Source organism: Chloroflexus sp. (assembly GCF_056331925.1).
The window spans coordinates 308251-323817 of sequence record NZ_JBWGQH010000001.1 but is presented as its reverse complement, the minus strand read 5'-3'; the positions used below and the strand labels follow the sequence as shown (position 1 = coordinate 323817).

General features: G+C 58.1%; 12 protein-coding genes and 2 tRNA genes. 9 read left to right on the top strand and 5 right to left on the bottom strand.

Annotation, left to right across the window (positions count from 1 at the left end; translation table 11 throughout):
- Nucleotides 1-6: 6 nt before the first annotated feature.
- From AC01ZF_RS01345 to AC01ZF_RS01335, 3 genes are all read left to right on the top strand, one after another.
- Entirely contained in the window at nt 7-2826 is a 2820-nt protein-coding gene (locus tag AC01ZF_RS01345) for an Eco57I restriction-modification methylase domain-containing protein (RefSeq protein ID WP_476575057.1), read from the top strand.
- A 372-nt stretch (nt 2827-3198) separates the two neighbouring features.
- Nucleotides 3199-4092 carry a thermonuclease family protein gene (locus AC01ZF_RS01340; RefSeq protein ID WP_424675576.1) on the top strand — a complete coding sequence of 298 codons (894 nt, stop codon included), beginning with the start codon at nt 3199-3201 and terminating at the stop codon, nt 4090-4092.
- Nucleotides 4082-4306: a hypothetical protein gene (locus AC01ZF_RS01335; RefSeq protein WP_428113377.1), complete on the top strand. Its 225-nt coding sequence runs from the start codon at nt 4082-4084 to the stop codon at nt 4304-4306. Before AC01ZF_RS01340 ends, AC01ZF_RS01335 begins: the two co-directional genes overlap by 11 nt.
- Nucleotides 4307-4364: 58 nt before the next feature.
- On the opposite strand, the gene AC01ZF_RS01330 is transcribed toward AC01ZF_RS01335, so the two are convergent.
- From AC01ZF_RS01330 to AC01ZF_RS01320, 3 genes are all read right to left on the bottom strand, one after another.
- Nucleotides 4365-4438: transfer RNA gene (locus AC01ZF_RS01330), tRNA-Gln, on the bottom strand.
- A gap of 3 nt (nt 4439-4441) precedes the next feature.
- Nucleotides 4442-4528 (bottom strand) — tRNA-Leu (locus AC01ZF_RS01325).
- Between the two features lie 73 nt (nt 4529-4601).
- Nucleotides 4602-6725, bottom strand: a complete 2124-nt coding sequence (locus AC01ZF_RS01320; RefSeq protein WP_424675577.1) for a cyclic nucleotide-binding domain-containing protein — start codon at nt 6723-6725, stop codon at nt 4602-4604.
- Between the two features lie 172 nt (nt 6726-6897).
- Here AC01ZF_RS01320 and AC01ZF_RS01315 point away from each other — a divergent pair, with 172 nt between their 5' ends.
- From AC01ZF_RS01315 to AC01ZF_RS01290, 6 genes are all read left to right on the top strand, one after another.
- A complete protein-coding gene (locus AC01ZF_RS01315) occupies nt 6898-7656 on the top strand; it encodes a YebC/PmpR family DNA-binding transcriptional regulator (RefSeq protein WP_424675578.1) in 759 nt (252 codons plus the stop codon).
- A 24-nt stretch (nt 7657-7680) separates the two neighbouring features.
- Entirely contained in the window at nt 7681-8175 is a 495-nt protein-coding gene (gene ruvC, locus AC01ZF_RS01310; protein ID WP_424675579.1) for a crossover junction endodeoxyribonuclease RuvC, read from the top strand.
- 91 nt (nt 8176-8266) lie between these two features.
- Nucleotides 8267-8953, top strand: coding sequence for a hypothetical protein (locus AC01ZF_RS01305; RefSeq protein WP_428131851.1), 687 nt, complete (start codon nt 8267-8269; stop codon nt 8951-8953).
- 122 nt (nt 8954-9075) lie between these two features.
- The gene (locus AC01ZF_RS01300; RefSeq protein WP_424675581.1) at nt 9076-11142 is read left to right on the top strand and encodes a molybdopterin-containing oxidoreductase family protein; all 2067 of its coding nucleotides are present in this window, start codon (nt 9076-9078) and stop codon (nt 11140-11142) included.
- Between the two features lie 207 nt (nt 11143-11349).
- Nucleotides 11350-11973: a hypothetical protein gene (locus AC01ZF_RS01295; protein WP_476575051.1), complete on the top strand. Its 624-nt coding sequence runs from the start codon at nt 11350-11352 to the stop codon at nt 11971-11973.
- 141 nt (nt 11974-12114) lie between these two features.
- Nucleotides 12115-12594 (top strand): peptidase associated/transthyretin-like domain-containing protein, encoded by a 480-nt coding sequence (locus tag AC01ZF_RS01290; RefSeq protein ID WP_424675584.1) that lies wholly within the window; start codon nt 12115-12117, stop codon nt 12592-12594.
- An 81-nt stretch (nt 12595-12675) separates the two neighbouring features.
- Here the strand turns inward: AC01ZF_RS01290 and AC01ZF_RS01285 are convergent, their stop codons facing one another.
- Together AC01ZF_RS01285 and AC01ZF_RS01280 are read right to left on the bottom strand one after the other, a co-directional pair.
- Nucleotides 12676-14370, bottom strand: coding sequence for a lipase family alpha/beta hydrolase (locus AC01ZF_RS01285; RefSeq protein WP_476575050.1), 1695 nt, complete (start codon nt 14368-14370; stop codon nt 12676-12678).
- Between the two features lie 625 nt (nt 14371-14995).
- The gene (locus AC01ZF_RS01280) at nt 14996-15235 is read right to left on the bottom strand and encodes a GIY-YIG nuclease family protein (protein WP_476575056.1); all 240 of its coding nucleotides are present in this window, start codon (nt 15233-15235) and stop codon (nt 14996-14998) included.
- Between the last annotated feature and the right edge of the window lie 332 nt (nt 15236-15567).

Below are 15567 nucleotides of genomic sequence, written 5' to 3'. Positions count from 1 at the left end.
TAGAGCCTGCTCGACTACCACCCCGATCTCGCCGACGATGGCCGGCGTCTGACTTTTTCCTTCACCGCCGGTTCCGAACGGAAAACCACCGGCTCATACTACACGCCGCCGGAATTGGTGCACGAGGTTGTCGAGCAAACCTTGGCACCGCTGATCGCTGACCGCCTGCGCTCGGCGTCAACGCCCGTCGCCAAACGCGCCGCCCTGCTCGATCTGCGCATCCTCGATCCCGCCTGCGGCTCCGGGCATTTTTTGCTCGCCGCTGCCCGCACCTTGGGCCGGGTCGTGGCCCGTCTTGATGCGCATGGTGATGAACCGTCACCCGATCAGGTGCGCCGCGCCGTGCGTGATGTGATCGGTCACTGTATCTACGGCGTTGATGCCAACCCACTCGCGGTTGAGTTGGCCCGCGTTGCCCTTTGGATCGAAGCCCATGACGGTGGCAAACCGCTGACCTTCCTCGACCACCGCATCGTCTGCGGCGATTCCCTGGTCGGGGTGCGCGACCTCGCCGTCCTCGCCACCGGTATTCCCGCCGGCGCCTTCGACCCCGTGAGTAGCGATGTGCGCACCGTGGCCCGCGCCGTTGCCAAACGGAATGCCGCCGAACAGGCCGGGCAATTGGGCTTATTCGATGCCCCACCGTCGCCCGACCTCTCCGCGCTGGCCGCACTCATCCGCCGCATCGATGCCATCGCCGATACGACCCACGCCGACATCCGGCGCAAACAGGAGCTGTTTGCGCAGATGCTGCAACGTGCCACGACCCTCCAGACCGCGTGCGATCTGTGGACGGCGGCGTTTTTTCAACGGCGCACGACGGACACCTCAGAAACGGCGTGGATTACGACCGCAGCGGTGTGGGCGACCATGGCCGGCCATGCACCACCGGCTGCCGTGGCCGCAGCGCAGGAATGGACCATTCCCACCCCGTGGCTGCATTGGCCGCTCGCCTTCCCCGATGTGGTTGGCGACCGCGGTGGCTTTGATGTCATCCTTGCGAATCCGCCGTGGGAACGGATGAAACTGCAAGAACAGGAGTTTTTTGCCGCCCGCGACCGCACGATTGCCGATGCACCCAACGCCGCCGCCCGCAAACGTCGGATCGCCGATCTACCCCAGACCAACCCCGCCCTCTGGCAGGCCTATCGGGACACCCTGCACCGCACCGAAAGCATTGGCCGCTTTTTGCGCCAGAGCGGCCACTACCCGCTGGCCGGACGCGGCGACATCAACACCTACGCCGTGTTTGTCGAACGTATCCGCAGCCTGCTCCGCCCAAGCGGTCGGGCCGGGGTGATCGTGCCAACCGGGATCGCCACTGATGACACGACCAAACATCTGTTCAATGATCTGGTGATGCATGGGCAGATTGCCGGAGTCTTCGATTTTGCGAATCGGGAAGAGATATTTACCGGTGTTCATCGCAGTTACAAGTTCTGCATCCTCCTGCTCGGTGGACGGGAAGAACCGGCAGCGGCCTTTCCGGTAGTCTGCTTCGCGACCCATCCCAACCACCTGCATGACCCGCTGCGGCGGTACGAGCTAACGCCCGCGGCTATCACCCGCGTCAATCCCGCCACCCGCACGCTCCCCATCTTCCGCACCACCGTTGACGCTGCACTCACCCTCGCCATCTACGAGCGAGTGCCGGTGCTGATCCCGCCTGAAGCGGGGGATGGCGCACTGACCACCGGCTGGAACGTGCGGTTTTTGAGTATGTTCCACATGGCCAACGACTCGCACCTCTTCCGCACCCGGTCCGCCTTGATGGCGTCAGGGTACCGGCTGGTTGGGAACCGGTTCCTTCCGCCGACGCCGACCGCCGACGAGTATCTGCCGCTGTACGAAGCCAAGATGATCTGGCACTACGACCATCGCTTCGGCGACTATGCCACCATCACCGAGCGTTCGAGTACTCAGCTCCCCACACCAAGCGCGGCCCAGCACGCCGATCCGACCTTCGTCGTCCAACCGTGGTACTGGGTACCGGCAGCGGAGGTTGCCGCACGTGTGCGCGGATGGTCGCATCGCTGGCTGCTGGGGTTTCGCGATGTGACCAACGCAACCAATCTACGTACCGCTATCGTCAGTTTTGTCCCGTGGGTGGGAGTGAATAATAAAATGCCCCTGATCATGTCAGGGACCGATCCTGTCCGAATCACGTGTCTGATGGCCAATCTCAACGCACTGGTGTTCGATTTCGTTGCTCGGCAAAAGATAGGTGGAACGTCGTTAGGTTTCTTCATCCTCCGCCAACTCCCCGTCCTCCCACCGGACGCCTACACCACCGCCGATCTGATCTTCATTGTGCCGCGGGTGCTGGAACTCAGCTACACCGCGTGGGATCTGGCCGCGTTCGCAACCGATGTTTGGAACGGGGCCGCTGCACCGGTGCAGGCTGCGATCCGTGTCCAATGGGACGTGAACCGCGCCGTCACCGGTGGCGTCGATCCAACTCCGCCCACCTGGGCCGACGCAGCGCCGTTCCCGCCCTTCCGCTGGGACGACGCACGACGGACCGTGCTCCGCGCCGAACTGGATGCCTACTACGCCCGGCGCTATGGTCTCACCCGCAAACAGCTCCGCTACATCCTCGATCCCGCCGACCTCACTCCGCACGAGTTGGCAACCATCCTCGACCCCACCGAGGAGGTGACCGACCCTCTGGAGCCGACCGGCTATGCGGCACGAGTATCGGCCAGCACCTTCCCCGGCGAGACGTTCCGGGTGTTGAAGACCACCGAGATCAACCAGTACGGCGAATACTGGACACGCCGCCTCATCCTTGAGGCATGGGCACGACTCACCGACTGCGCGGCGTAATCCGGTCGTTGGGGTTGCGTCGGTGCGGATGCACCACGCCAGACCGCCTCATGCGCGGGGGATCGCACCTGGGGTTGGTGGAGGCAGGCGGCTCCTGTGCCGGTCAACCGGCAGATGTACCGAGGAATCGTGAGCGCCCGGCGCACACTCCCGTGCGTTGCACGGGCAGTACCCCTGTGGAGATTAGCCCTCCGGCGGCACAGCGTCGTGCCGGTCGCCGATTATCCGGTTGATGCAGCACAAGTCAAGCCTGTCCTCTGCGAACATGGTTTGAGAATGGTATAGTGATCAAGCCGAGGGGTGACTCGTTCGTCGAAAAACTATTCCTCGCCGTGTCACTTCTACCATCTATCAACGTCATAGGAAACGATCATGCGACGCATCACCCACTTCATCCTCGCAACACTTGGTGTAGTAGGTGGCATTATCCTGTTCGCTTCAGTCCTATTACTGCTCGACAACCTTTTATTCGGATCGGCGGCCACCCAAAACCAAATAGCGGCGGCACCCTCACCCATCGTCACCACCGAACCGACCCAAGTGCCCGTGACACCATCTGCCACACCTAAGCGACCCACCATCACCCCAACACCACTGCCTCCCACGCCCACGGCGTCGTCCATCCCCCTTCCCTCACCTACAGCAGCGGCACCGCCCATCGCCGTTGCGTGTTTGGCCGACCTCTCGTGGGAACCGGCCACCCTCGTGCGCGTTATCGATGGCGACACCATCGATATTCGGATCAACGGTCGTGAGGAGCGTGTCCGCTACATTGGCGTTGACACCCCCGAGCGAGGGCAGCCCTGGTACGACGAAGCGACCCAAGCCAACCGCCGCCTTGTCGAGCAAGAACCGCTCTTGGTAGCCCGCGATGTCAGCGAGCGCGACCGGTATGGCCGTTTGCTTCGCTACGTATTCGCCGGCGATCAGTTTGTTAACCTGGTGTTGGTTGAACAGGGCTTCGCCCAAGTCGCCACCTTTCCGCCCGATGTACGTTGCGCCGAAACCTACCTCGCCGCCCAACAGCGTGCCCGCGCCGAAGGCGTTGGGCTATGGGGAACCACCGCCGCACCGGCCTCCAGACCAACCGCCGCACCGGCAACCGGCCAACAATGCCACCCGGCCTATCCCACGGTCTGCATCCCACCACCGCCACCCGATCTCGATTGCAGCGACATCCCCTACCGCCGGTTCCAGGTTGATCGGACATACGGTGATCCCCACCGCTTTGATGGCGACCGTGACGGAATTGGATGTGAGCGATAGACGCCGGCTTGCCCGCCGTATCTGTATAAACCGGCGCGCACCGGTTCACCCACAGCGTCCACACCTCTCCGGCGATGGCTCCAACCGCTATCGAGCCTTCTACCGCTCACCTCCGGCAGGCGGCAGGGAACGACCACGCGGCCCGGCGGACACGCTGAGTCGTCGGGCAGCTCCGGCAGGCGGCAGGGAACGACTACCCGGCACCGAGACATAGAAATAACAACCCCTTCTTCACACCATTGTGAAGAAGGGGTTTTCGTTAAGCGGTATAGTGGCTGGGGGACAGGGATTCGAACCCCAACTACCTGATCCAGAGTCAGGCGTTCTACCATTAAACTATCCCCCACCGTGGTGCCGAAGGTGGGATTTGAACCCACACGAGGTCACCCTCACTACGCCCTGAACGTAGCGCGTCTGCCAATTCCGCCACTTCGGCATGGCCCGGTGTTCAACGCAGGAATTATAATACTACGCAAGGCTCACTTTGTCAAACATTGTCAGACCAATCTTCAGCGATCTATCGTTTGCAGGTGCATGAGCAAATCGGGATAATTCAGATAAAATCGTTGCAAAGCCACCGCAGTAATTTCCCACACCACACTATCGGTCACCGCAGTGACGGTCAATCGGTATGGTTCACCGCGCAACACCGACCGCATCCCAAAACAATCACCGGCCCGCGTACTCTCACCGGTAGTACCGTCATGAAACGCCAGCCGGCCACTCACCAGCAGGTAGCCGATAGTCCCCCGCTTACCTTTGCGGCACAACGTCGTCCCTGCCACCACGCTCCGCGGTGTGAAATCGAGGGCCAGATCGAGCAGGTTTGCCCACGGCAAGGAAGCCAGTGCCGGTTGTTGCCAAAGCCACTCGGCGCGGGTGAAGGCCTCGTGGAGACCAAGCCGGGCTGCAACGGCGGCGAATACGTCGGGTGGAATCTGCAATAATTCGACGTCGCTATGGGCCACCATCGTGCTTGTGCGCGGCTCTCCGATCAAAGCGCCACGCTCGCCCATGCTATTGCCCCGCCCCAAGAAGCGCACCGATTCGTTCGCGACAATAATTTCAACGACGCCACGGTGAATCACATAGGTATAACCATCCGACTCGTCACCCTCATAGGCGATCATCGTCTTGGCCGGATACGTCACCACCAGACAGCGGGCTGCCAAATCAACCCGTTCGTGGACCGACAAACGGGCAAAGATCGGGCAAATCGTCAGCGTTTCAAACCGTTGGCGCTGTTCATCATCGACCACAACCTCGCCGATGCCGACAATGTGCCCACTTTTGGCAATTTCCACCCGCCCTGCCAACTCCCTACTCATCTCCAGATCGCGCCGGCTGGTATGAGCCAACACGAGCCGCCGGCTCTTGGTACTGAGATCACGCAGCAATTGCGCCGTCGGTGTGGTGTGAATAGCACCGCCACCCATGTCGTGGACTAACACCTCTGCCCCCTCCGTAAAGCGGCGTAGCTCGGCCAACCGTGTTGCACTCAATTGCCCCTGTCGGTACAGATGCGCTAGCCATGCCTCATCGTAGCGCATATCGCCCGAATAGCTGATTCCCCCAACCCGTACCGCAATTGTCGGGATCGAATGCACCGCATACGTCGCCTCAAACCGATAGCCGTTTACTTCCAGCGCCTGGCCGGGATCGAGCGGAAAAAAGTCAAACAACTCGGCGACGGCTGCCGGTGCCAGATCGAGCATCGCTCCTAAGACCCGCAGTAAGGAACGATAGATCGGTTGCGCGGTAACCAACCGCACGCGCTTCCCACCGGTCAAAATGAGTTCGGGTAGACCGGCAATGTGGTCCTCGTGCAAATGCGAGATAACGACCAGATCGATCTGACGAGGGGAAAGGCCCAGATAGGCCAACCGCACATTCAGATAGGCAGCCGCATCGAAGAGCAGCGGCTGGCCGGTGCCGAGATAGGCCAGAAAACAGGTCGTGATGCCTGTCGGATCGAACCCGTCACTCCCCCCGATAAACTGCAATGTAATCGTTTGGCGCAACAGTGGTTGTGGCGGAGCGACGGTCAATGGCAATGCGACGCCGGTGATCGCCGTCGGAATGCGGGCGACCTCCTGATCATTCTCTAGAAACAAAAAGGTATCGCCGTCGTACACAATTTGGGTCGGGCCAAGATCACCACCACTCGTTTCAAGGGACACAATCGTCACCATATCATCGATAGTGGGTACTCGCCCCAACGGTGGGTAAAACGCGACTGCCTCGCATTCTCGTTTCAACCAATCGTTTGGCCAATCGCTCGGCTCGGTCGGCCCACTGAACGTTTCCCGCAGAAGGATGGATAACCGCTCGGCTTGAGCTTGCGTCACTGTGATCAGCGTAACCTGCCGTCGTTGACCGAAGAAGTTGGCGTAGATCAAAAATTCAACGCTGGCATAATTGATCCCACGTCTCACAAAACCGTGCGAACCGAGTTCACTGCCTGCCGGAGCATCGGGTGGCAAGAGCACATATGCCGGTGGGGTGAAGCCGTGGGCGAGGAGAAACTTCAAGCTCTCTGGCGGACTGTTCACCAATACATCGCCGGCTGCTGTCTTCACGAAGTAGATGTCATTTGGCAGACTCCACACTCGATCCGTTGCCAAAGGTTTCATAATCGCTCTCCCACCGCGCCTATAGTTATAGTGCTTATGGTATCAGGACGGTTCGTGTGCTCAGCAAACTCGTTCTTTGACAAGTAAATGTACTGCACGAATCTATCCGGCCATCAGACCATGCTATAATTGACCACAGTATAACCTTCTCTGATTAAGGAGGCTAGCTGTTATGTCCGGCCATTCAAAATGGCATACCATTCGGCGCGCGAAAAGTGTCAATGACCAGCGGCGTGGTCAGCTCTTTACCAAACTGGCGCGCGACATTACGATTGCGACCCGTGAAGGTGGCAGTGGTGATCCCGATCTCAACTTCCGCTTGCGGCTCGCCATCGAAAAAGCGCGCGCCAACAATATGCCGAACGAGAATATCCAACGTGCTATCGAGCGTGGGTTGGGTAAATCGAACGAAGCTGCTATCGAAGAGATCTTCTACGAAGGGTACGGTCCCGGCGGTGTGGCAATCCTCGTCGAAGCCGCTACCGATAATCGCAACCGTACTAGCTCGGATGTGCGTGCAACCTTTAACAAGAACGGTGGTAGCCCCGGTGAACCCGGCTCGGTGTCGTGGATGTTCGAGCAGAAGGGCCTGATCACGGTAGACCTGAGCGCTACCAAGCGTGATCCCGATGAGCTGCAACTCCTTGCTATCGATGCCGGGGCCGACGACGTGATCGTCGATGACGAGACGCTTGAGATTTACTGCGAATGGACGCAACTGAATGCCGTTCGTCAAGCTTTGCTCGATCAAGGAGTGTCGATCAGCAATGCTGAAAAGATTATGCGCGCCAAAACTCTGATTCAACCCGATGAAAAGGATGCACTGGCGGCGCTGCGCTTGATTGAAAAGCTCGAAGACCTCGACGACGTGCAGAAGGTCTATTCTAACCTCGATATTACCGCCGAGCTGGTGGCACGCTTCGATTCGTGACCGGTGGTTTACTGTAGGAGTGTTGTGCGCGCACTAGGGATCGATCCGGGAACGGCAACTATGGGTTGGGGTGTGGTTGAGCGTGATGGAAATGCGCTCCGCTTGGTCGATGTCGGCGCTCTCACCACACCCGCCGGTATGCCTCAACCCGAGCGGTTGTTACAGCTTTACAATGGGCTGCGGGCCATTATCGAACGTCTCCAACCCGATACGGCTGCGGTTGAAGAACTCTTCTTCGGCAAGAATGTTAATACGGCGCTGACTGTCGGGCAAGCCCGTGGTGTCGCGTTGTTGGCGCTGGCGCAAGCCGGGATTCCGGTGTGTGAGTATAAGCCAACTGCCGTCAAGCAGGCGGTTGCCGGCTATGGTGGTGCCGATAAGCGCCAAATGCAAGAGATGGTGCGGCTAACACTTGGTCTGGCGATGGTGCCGCGCCCTGATGATGCTGCCGATGCTCTGGCGATTGCAATCTGTCATGTCTATACCGCCCCGACGTTGCAACGGTTTGATGTGTCGTGATGGAGGTGCGGTGAGTGCAGCCGGTTTTGTCTGTCATCGCCGTTTATCTTCACCGTGATGCCCCTCACCGCGTTCGTCTCGCTACATGTGTATGACTTCTCGTCGTCGTCCTGGCGCTTCCGCCGATTTTGAAGAGATTCGTCCCAATCTCTTTCTCATTCACAATCCGGCGCTTGGCCCCGTCTTGCGCGGCGAGGGTGAACGCGACGGATTCCACTTTCGCTTAACCTCTCGGCGACGGGAAGGGTTGCTTGGTCGCCTCGCCAATCGTGGGTTTGTTACCCTGACGATTGCCGACCGCATCGCTGCTCTGCCTACGCCGCCGATAACAACACTTGGCCCGCTTCATCGCTTGTCTATCGGGCCGAAGCAGCAACTGGCCCTGCTCGATCTCGCTGCGCCCAACGGTTGGCGTCTGGTATTACCGGTGAACGGTGTCGTCGAACTACCCATCGGCAGAATCGTGCGTTACCGTCGCGGACGTGGCCCTGTTGAATACATGCGCATCACAGCCGGTGGCTGGCAGTATCTCCCCGCCGATGATGCTCTGCTCCTCGCATACGGCCAATTGCCCCGCCCATCGTTCCTTCGGTTAGTACCCGATGATGGCGGTGTCGCCATCCCTACGCTGCCATTGCCGACTGCCTACCGGCAAGTGTTGGGTCAGATTGCCCATCCCCATCCCACCGGCTGGTTGCTGACGAATGATACAGAGCGTGCATTGGCGACAACTCTGCTGGCTAAATTGGGTGTCACGGTGGTCACGCCCGAGGGCTAACCAACGGCTTCTCTAGCGGTACCCTGTTTTGGTGCAGGGTGTTCTCGGTATTGTACTCTACGAACTGTATGCCCCCTTGGTTGGTGCTACAATAAGAGCGATAATGTACCGAGGAGAAAGTTATGACCACTACTCTGATACGTGGTTGCTGCCCACACGATTGTCCCGATACCTGCGCCACGATTACCGAAGTTCACAACGGCCGCGCAGTCGCATTTTACGCCGATCTCGATCATCCGATCACCCAAGGTTGGCTCTGTGCTAAAGTGCGCCCTTACCTCGAACGGGTCTACAGTCCGGATCGATTGCTTTATCCATTACGGCGTATTGGTCCCAAAGGGAGCGGACGGTGGGAACGAGTGAGCTGGGATGAGGCTATCGCAACGATTGCCGACCGCTGGCAAGCGATCATTGCCGAGTACGGTGCAGCGGCGATCCTGCCCTATTCCTACAGCGGCACACTCGGTCTGCTTCAGACGGCCATCGTTGATGCACGGCTGTGGAACCGAATGGGTGCGAGCGGTCTTGATCGCACGATCTGTTGTGCTGCTGCCCACGCTGCGGTCTATGCTACCCTTGGTGCTCGTCGTAGCCCGGATTACGACGATCTACTGCACAGTCGTCTCATCATTATCTGGGGACACAATCCGGCCAGCACCGGTCCTCATGCTATGCCCTTTATCCGGCAGGCCCAACGGGCCGGTGCGTATGTTGTCGTGATCGATCCGCGCCGCACGGCTACGGCCCGCTCGGCCGATCTCCATATCTCGATCCAACCGGCCACCGATGCCGCACTGGCCTTAGGGATGATGCACGTGATCTTTGCCGAACATCTGCACGATGAAGCGTGGTTGGAACGGTACACGGTTGGTTGGCAAGAGTTGCATGTGCGCGCCGCCGAATATGATCCTGAGCGCGTAGCTGCAATCACCGGTGTACCCGCGGCAACGATTATCGAATTGGCCCGTCGCTACGCGACAACCAAACCTGCCATCATCAAGACCGCCGATGGCATCCAGCGCCATCAAAACGGTGGCCAAACGTTCCGCGCTTTGCTCTGCTTACCGGCGGTCGTTGGTCAATATGGGGTGCGTGGTGGTGGCTTGGCCTACTCGACCGGTGGCTACGCGACATGGGACGGAGAAGCAGTCGGACATGCTTCCGAATGCCCGCCAACGCCACGAGTGGTGAATATGAACCGACTGGGCGCAGCGCTCACCGGCGAAGTGACCGATCCGCCGATTATGTCACTCTTTGTCTACTGCGCCAATCCGTTGACCTCTTCACCCAACGCCGGCTTGATCGAGCAAGGCCTACGGCGCGACGATCTCTTCACCGTTGTGCATGACTTGTTCATGACCGACACCGCTCGCTACGCCGATATTGTCTTACCGGCGACGAGCCAGCTCGAACATCTCGATCTACACCGTGCCTATGGTCATCGTTACCTCACGCTTAACCAACCGGCGATTGCACCGTTGGGCGAAGCAAAAAGTAACTGGGACGTGACTCGCTTGCTGGCAAAGGCCATGGGCTATACCGAACCGTGGTTACACGAGAGTGCTGAAGAGGCGATTCGGGGCGTGCTCGATGCCTCACGACGACGTAACCCGTTTTTAGCCGGGATTACTTACGAGCGACTTGTGCAGGAAGGTACAGTGCGGCTAACCCTCACCCCCGCAACCGAAGTGCCGTTCGCCGATGGTCATTTCCCCACCCCATCGGGCAAAGTCGAGCTGTGGAGTGCAACCATGGCAGCACAAGGGCTTGATCCACTACCCCAGTACGAGCCACCTGCCGAGTATGTAGCCCATCCGATAGCAGAGGGCTGGCTCACCCTAATCTCGGCTGCACCACATCACTTCGTCTCGTCGAGTATGGCCAATCAGCCGAGTCTCCGCGCGAAAGAAGGCCCTCCCACTCTCGAGATCAATCCCGCCGACGCCGTAGCCCGCGGTATTCGCGATGGCGATGAGGTTGTGGTCAGCAATGCACGCGGTTTCTGTCGCCTCCGTACTGTTGTCAGCGACAACGTCCCACCGGGAGTCGTCTTCGCCACCAAGGGACACTGGGCCAGTTGTTCACCCGATGGGCGTAACGTCAATTGGACAACTCCCGACGCACTCGCTGATCTTGGTGGCCAGAGCACATTCCATAGCAATCGAGTACGAGTCGTGAAATCGGCATAGGCCGTACCTTTACTACACAGTGAATAGCTCGCCAATGCGACCTACCACCGGTGTCGCACCGCGAAGGCATCACAAAGACCGGCTGTCATCTATCCGTTATCTCGACTGCTGCGACCACGCTTCCGCCATCCCTGATCGGTCGTTCACCTATCCTGCACAGGAGGTATCACAATGTCAGGTGTCAAATGAAGCGGCGCCGGTCAATCAATGACTGAACTCGGCATTCTCATCGGTTTAGTAGCAGCCGTCGTCATCGCCGGATTAACCATGACCGGTGAAGGAACGCGCGATGCACTCTGTCAAGCGGCGAATGCCTTCGGGGTCACGTGCGGCGATCTCTTGCGCGACACCTTTGCCACCCTTGATAACTGGTCGATCCACCACGGACGTTGGCAACTTCGTGATGGTCAACTCTGCATCGACGGCCCCGGTCGCATTTATCGTCCCCTCGACCGACACGACTACATCATCGAGGTGGATATGGCTCGCATAACCAGAGGTAACGGGTACGGCGTCTTTTTTCGTGATTCGGGTGGTGAAAAAATAACGGCTACTCGTTCCAGTACGATCCAGGGTACGGTCGCGGCGCATTCATCATTTGCAAATGGGTCAATGGCAACGAGCTATCAATGCCTATTGCTCGCACCAATGCACCCCTCAACTATGACTGGTATGGTACTGATCGTCGAGTACGGATCGAAGTTCGTGGTGATACCTTTATCGCCTACATCGACGGCCAACCGGTTGTGCAAGCACGAGATAGCAGTTTTGCCGGCAGCGGCATCAGTTTTCGGAGTTGGGATAATTCAAGTACGTGCTTCGACGATCTGACGGTACGCCGCCCATAAGCGAGTTGTTATTCTCACAGGAGACTTCTGATGAGTACATCGAACATGCTTGCCACTACTCGATATACCTGTCATACTCAACCACAACAGCTTCTTTGGGAAAAAAACTTCTGTATGCGCTGTCATGTCAAAACCTTTCACGCCGCTCTGGAACTGTGCTTCCCTCGGTGATCAGCCCTCACCACCAGGCAATCCGGTCGATCCCGACTACTATGTGAACTGGAAACCACCGCTCATCTCCCCCGGTCAAGGGCAGCGGCTGGTTCGGATCGCGATTATTGTGCTCGCAGTAGTGTTAGTGATAATGAGCGCAGTCGCGTTGTGGCGCAGCAACCTTGTCGCACTACCCAGTGGTCGTGGCGAGAACATTGGCCGGGTCGTCGCACCCACGGCTGGCGCTGTCGTCTTCACCCTCGCCAACCCCACCGAAATACCGGTTGCCGCCGACGGTAGTTTCACTCTATCGGATGTACCATCGGGTCGCCAGATGTTGTACGTAGCATTGTCAGGAGTCGCTTGGGAAATACCGGTAGATGTGCCAAACCAAGGCGTGGTTGATGTCGGCGTAATCACCGTCGAAGTCACCGCCGAACCAATCCGTTGATATGCAATCCGTGACCCCACCCGACACCCATGGGCCGCGCGGCTGTGCATCTCCCCACCCGGCCGTGCAGCCCTGTGATTGTCATTCCGCGTCTCGCACCATCTCAAGCGCACGCACAATTGCCAATGCTCGCTCATATTCATCGCCGATCAACGTCTGACACAACTCGATCAAACTGTTTATCATCTGCCGGCGCTGATCTGCCGGCGCCGCCATCATCGCATGTACCGCTGCCTCATCACCCATTACCGCACGACGTAATCGATCATCGGCGACCGGTGTTGCACCGAGCACTCCGCCTCGCTCACTTATTGCCGTGCCCAGCCGGTTGATAGCCGCCATCATCGTGCGTTGAGCGTCGAAACTCATGCGCGGTGGCTCGTCGGCGCTGCGTACACTGATGGTGTAAAACAGGTCGCTCTCCCGGCTAATCTCACCCTCGACGGTGGTAATAACCGGCTCTGCCGTCGCAGTTGCCCCGATACCACCGAGTACCGGCGGTTCACCCATCCCACATAACATCGCCCCCACCGCAAAATGGCCGTGATCGGTACCATGCACCGCAATCTGATAATCGCCGGCAGTGGGATAATCGATCACCACCAAATTGAGTGCTTTGCCCTCGTGACCATAATTGCGCCCACGCATCCGCCGCCGCCGCATCTTTCTCATCACACTGCTACCGAGTACTCCTACCGGTGCGAGAGGTTGACCGGCAGGCGCTTCAACTTCAACTTGAATCGGTGACGCAGTCATAATCACTAACCGCGGTGTGGGCGGTATCGTCGTCGCCGGTGCTGCTCCCAAGACGGCCGGGCTGACCTCCAATTCCGTGCAAAGCAGCCCAAGTACCTGTGGGCTATCGGGCAAAGCGCCATGGCTGACCGGCAACGGCGGCAGATTGTTGGCATTCGGTACCGTCGCCATCCGTTGCAAGACGGTACCATCGCCTTGTGCATCGTATTGGCGGCTCAGCGGTGCGCCATCGGCGTAGCACAAGCTGTGATCGGTGGGTGGTGGCCCCACCAGTATTGTGCTGAGCGTGTTAAAGCCGGTCCCCGTAATTGTGGTTACCGGCACTCGTTGGAGCAGCGTTGCAATAGCTTCGGGTTTATTTGCCATCTCACCCCACCAGTTCCGGCTCTCCATAGTGCTGATCGGCTTCAACTGCGGTGGATTACCGGTGAGCAGATAATCCTCTATCGGCAACAGATCACGCACACCGGGTACTTGTGTTTGGATCGTCTTTACCTTATCGAGTTCGGTTTGGTAGGGGTGAATGTGGCGCAGATACCACAGATATACCGCAAAGATCGTGCGCAACGTCTCGTCGGCGTGCGGTTCGGCCCCCGTCCAAGCGGTGTAGGCCTCTGCCGAGCCGCGGTGTGGCGTGCCCAAGGTGATCAGACGGGCCACATCGTTGCGTTTGGGATATTCGGGAGACTGAATGTAACTGCGGGCCACTAACCCACCCATACTGTGACCGATCAGAATAACCTTGTTGGTGTTAGCTGCCTTCTTCGCTTTATCAATCCAGGCGGTGAGGTAACGACGAGCACTCTCCTCAACCGGCTTACGCCAGTCGTAAAAGGCAACAAATAGATCGCGATTGCGGCGATAGCCGACTTTGGTAAACGTTTGCAAGAGCGTTTTTCCGTAATTGACGAAAGGCGGAAAATCCCATCCGCTCAACGTCGGGCCGCGCCAATCGAGCAATACCGGCAGGTTGAATGAACCGGTAAATCCGGGAATGAAGATGATAGGGAAACGTTCCATAAGAATGCCTTGCTCTACGTAGAATGACAAGTGGGGTGTAACATATTGGATCGAACGCCTGGTTGCGCATAATGGGGTGCTACTTCAGTATACGCTGGTACATCGGGAAGTGCAATAGGCTTCCTCAAGTTTCCTCAAGTTCGGGCAAGAGTTAAGACAGGGACAAGCGCCGGTGCCGTGATGGTGACCAATGCAAGCACCCCCTGTCATTTCGAGCCCCCCTGTCATTTCGAGCACCCCCCTGTCATTTCGAGCCCCCCTGTCATTTCGAGCGCAGCGAGAAATCCGCAAGATTTCTCGGGCGCTGGCGCGCCCTCGAAATGACAAGGGGGGCCGTACCGGCGCTGGCGCTCCCTCGCAATGACAAGGGGCTACGAACGCAGCACTGCCCCTGCAAGCACCCCCTGTCCCTGCAAGTACCCCCCTGCCCCTGCAAGCAAACCGTCCTCCCTGTCATTTCGAGCGCAGCGAGAAATCTTCATCAAGCTTGCTCAGTCGCTGACGCCCCCTCGCAATGACAAGGGGCTACGAACGCAGCACTGCCCCTGTAAGCACCCCCTGTCATTTCGAGCACCCCCCTGTCATTTCGAGCCCCCCCTGTCATTTCGAGCGCAGCGAGAAATCTTTATACCCACTCCAAACTCAAATCCTTCCATTCAGGGTTCATGCTCATCACCAATTTATTCTTCTTCTCCCGTCGCCATTTTTTAATCTCCTTTTCCCTAGCAACTGCCGCGTAGACGTCTGTCATGTGTTCATAGTAGACCAGTTTATTTACGTTATATTTTTTAGTAAAACCATCTATCATTTTGTTTTTATGTTCATATATCCTGCGTTCAAGGTTATTCGTTATACCGATATACATGACTTCATTGTTCCAGTTAGTAAGGATATAAATATAAAAGTTATAGTCTCTCATAAGATTTCTCCGAACGGTATTCATTGAAATGACGGCTAGTTATTGTGTTGCACCGTCATTTTACTACTCTTATGATTTCGAGCATACATTGTCCTCGCAAGCCAACCGCCCCCTGTCATTTCGAGCGCAGCGAGAAATCTTCACTAAGCTTGCTCAGTCGCTGGCGCTCCCTCGCAATGACAAGGGGCTACGAACGCAGCACTGCCCTCGCAAGCGTTCCTGCGTGACACCGCCCGAATGGAGAGCCACCGGCACAACTGCGGTTAGGCAGTCGTTAG

What these genes read in the sequence shown, in the direction of transcription:
- AC01ZF_RS01290 (WP_424675584.1), top strand. Translation starts at nt 12,115, where the DNA reads ATGTCAAAACCTTTCACGCCGCTCTGGAACTGTGCTTCCCTCGGTGAT.
- AC01ZF_RS01285 (WP_476575050.1), bottom strand. Translation starts at nt 14,370, where the DNA reads ATGGAACGTTTCCCTATCATCTTCATTCCCGGATTTACCGGTTCATTC.
- AC01ZF_RS01280 (WP_476575056.1), bottom strand. Translation starts at nt 15,235, where the DNA reads ATGTATATCGGTATAACGAATAACCTTGAACGCAGGATATATGAACAT.
- AC01ZF_RS01315 (WP_424675578.1), top strand. Translation starts at nt 6,898, where the DNA reads ATGTCCGGCCATTCAAAATGGCATACCATTCGGCGCGCGAAAAGTGTC.
- AC01ZF_RS01295 (WP_476575051.1), top strand. Translation starts at nt 11,350, where the DNA reads ATGACTGAACTCGGCATTCTCATCGGTTTAGTAGCAGCCGTCGTCATC.
- AC01ZF_RS01305 (WP_428131851.1), top strand. Translation starts at nt 8,267, where the DNA reads ATGACTTCTCGTCGTCGTCCTGGCGCTTCCGCCGATTTTGAAGAGATT.
- AC01ZF_RS01300 (WP_424675581.1), top strand. Translation starts at nt 9,076, where the DNA reads ATGACCACTACTCTGATACGTGGTTGCTGCCCACACGATTGTCCCGAT.
- AC01ZF_RS01320 (WP_424675577.1), bottom strand. Translation starts at nt 6,725, where the DNA reads ATGAAACCTTTGGCAACGGATCGAGTGTGGAGTCTGCCAAATGACATC.
- AC01ZF_RS01340 (WP_424675576.1), top strand. Translation starts at nt 3,199, where the DNA reads ATGCGACGCATCACCCACTTCATCCTCGCAACACTTGGTGTAGTAGGT.